This is a genomic window from Microvirga sp. P4_G7 (assembly GCF_056401005.1).
Window position 1 is genome coordinate 1 of sequence record NZ_JBFUKD010000559.1, and the last position, 2,497, is coordinate 2,497.

The 2,497-nt window shown below is 61.4% G+C and carries 2 protein-coding genes and 1 pseudogene; all 3 read left to right on the forward strand.

The genetic code is table 11. The features are described from left to right. The coding region (locus AC1DT3_RS17880; protein WP_477466579.1) for a J domain-containing protein at positions 1–521 on the forward strand (521 nt) is incomplete at its 5' end. A 111-nt stretch (positions 522–632) separates the two neighbouring features. Continuing rightward, entirely contained in the window at positions 633–1,625 is a 993-nt protein-coding gene (cobS, locus tag AC1DT3_RS17885; RefSeq protein ID WP_477466580.1) for a cobaltochelatase subunit CobS, read from the forward strand. Between the two features lie 149 nt (positions 1,626–1,774). Next, positions 1,775–2,497 (forward strand): annotated as a pseudogene (locus tag AC1DT3_RS17890) (cobaltochelatase subunit CobT); the annotation flags it as partial.

Here is a 2,497-nt window from a genome sequence, read left to right on the forward strand (position 1 = left end):
CCATCGGCGAGCACAAGGCGCCCAAGGGTCGCAATCGCGAGGGGCAGTATTTCCGCTTCTGCCTCGATCATGTGCGCGCCTACAATGCAACCTACAATTACTTCGACGGGATGTCCGATTCCGCCTTGGCGGCGTACCAAAAGGACGCACTGACCGGACATCGCCCGACTCGCGTGATGGGCGTCAACTCATCGGCGAAACCGGAATCGGCTACGGAGCAAACCAAGGATTGGGCCTATTTCGATCCGTTGGGTGTCCTCAATGGCGAGGATTTCCGCCGCGCCCGGGGACGCAAGGCGCCGACCGAGCCGAAGAAGCCCCGCTACACCGGCGCGGCACGCCGTGCACTCGATGTGCTCGGGCTTGACGATTCTGCGGACGGACCGGCCATCAAAGCCCAGTACAAAGCTCTGGTGAAACGCTTCCATCCCGATGCCAATGGCGGCGACCGATCCTACGAGGCTCGTCTGCGCGACATCATCAAAGCGCACGACACGCTGAAAAGCGCGGGATTGTGCTAACTGATAAGCCGGCAAAATACACAAGCTAAGGAATTTGCACCTCACGGGCTTGGTCTGTAAAAGCCCTGAAGCGCGTGATTTGACAGTTCGAGACAAGACCGAGAGGCCCCCATGCAGGCAGCAGCCCCCGAGACAGCGACCCTTCTGCCGGATATGAAAGTGTCCGTGCGACAGGTTTTCGGCATCGACTCTGACCTCGAGGTGCCGGCCTTCTCGCAAGCCGAAGAGCATGTGCCGGACCTCGATCCCGACTACCTCTTCGATCGCGAGACGACACTCGCCATCTTGGCCGGCTTTGCCCGCAATCGCCGCGTGATGATCACCGGCTATCACGGCACCGGAAAATCGACCCATATCGAGCAAGTCGCAGCGCGCCTCAACTGGCCCTGCGTCCGCGTCAATCTCGACAGTCACGTGTCGCGTATCGATCTCGTCGGCAAGGATGCGATCGTTCTGCAAGAGGGCAAGCAAGTCACGGCCTTCCAGGACGGCATTCTGCCGTGGGCGCTGCAGAACAACGTGGCGCTCGTCTTCGACGAATACGATGCCGGCCGGCCTGACGTGATGTTCGTGATCCAGCGCGTTCTCGAGCAGTCCGGCAAGCTGACGTTGCTCGACCAGAAGCGCGTGATCAAGCCGCATCCGGCGTTCCGCCTTTTCGCGACGGCCAATACGGTCGGCCTCGGCGACACATCGGGCCTCTATCACGGCACGCAGCAGATCAACCAGGGCCAGATGGATCGCTGGTCGATCGTCACGACGCTCAACTACCTCCCGCACGACAAGGAAGTGGACATCGTCCTCTCCAAGGCGAAGCATTATCAGGAGGACGAGCAGGGACGCGACATCGTCAACAAGATGGTGCGCGTCGCCGATCTGACGCGCAGTGCGTTCATGAATGGCGACCTGTCGACGGTCATGAGCCCGCGTACGGTGATCACTTGGGCAGAGAACGCCGAAATCTTCGGCGAGACCGGCTTTGCGTTCCGTGTCACGTTCCTCAACAAGTGCGATGAACTGGAGCGCGCGCTCGTCGCGGAGTTCTACCAACGCTGCTTCGGCAAGGATCTGCCGGAGAGTTCCGTGAATATCGCCCTGAGTTGAGCGGCTGCGATCAGGCATCCTCGTCCTGAGGAATAAAACGTCTCGAAGGATCAGGATGCCGGGTCCAGAAATCTCTGGAGACGCCTTCGTTCTTCGAGACGGCCGATGGCCTCTTCAGGACGAGGGCTTACCGAAAACGACAGGCAACCATGTCCCTCTCGAACCGCAAACCGGGCGAAAAGAAGGAAGCTCCGGCCGAACCGCTGAAGCGTTCGATCGCCGGCTGCATGAAGGCTATCGCGCGCAAGCAGGATCTCGAGGTCACATTCGCGTCCGATCGGCCGGCACTTCTCGGCGACAAAGCGCGCCTTCCCGAGCCGCCGCGCAAGCTCACGGCGCACGATGTCGCCATCCTCCGCGGCCAAGCCGATTCGATGGCTTTGCGCCTCGCCTGCCACGACACCACGTTGCACCGGCGTCTGGCGCCTGAAGGACAGGCCGCGCGCGCCGTATTCGATGCGGTCGAGCAGGCGCGTGTGGAATCGATCGGGTCGCGGCGCATGAAAGGTGTCGCCTCCAACATCACCGCAATGCTGGACGACCGCTATCATCGCGGTGGAAAATACGAGGAAATCACCGACCGCGCCGACGCACCTTTGGAAGATGCGGTTGCCCTGATGGTGCGTGAACGTCTCACGGGCGAGAAACCTCCGGCTGCGGCGGCGAAGATCGTCGACCTGTGGCGCGACTTCGTCGAGGACCGCGCGGGTGCGGATCTCGATGGATTGCTCAAGCGGATGGAGAACCAGCGCGATTTCGCCCGCGGCGTGCGCGAATTGCTGTCCTCCCTCGACATGGCCGACGAGAATTCCTCCGAGGCCGATGACGAGGATAACGACGAAGAGGGCGAATCCGAACAGGACCAGCAGGAA

What these genes read in the sequence shown, in the direction of transcription:
- cobS (WP_477466580.1), top strand. Translation starts at nt 633, where the DNA reads ATGCAGGCAGCAGCCCCCGAGACAGCGACCCTTCTGCCGGATATGAAA.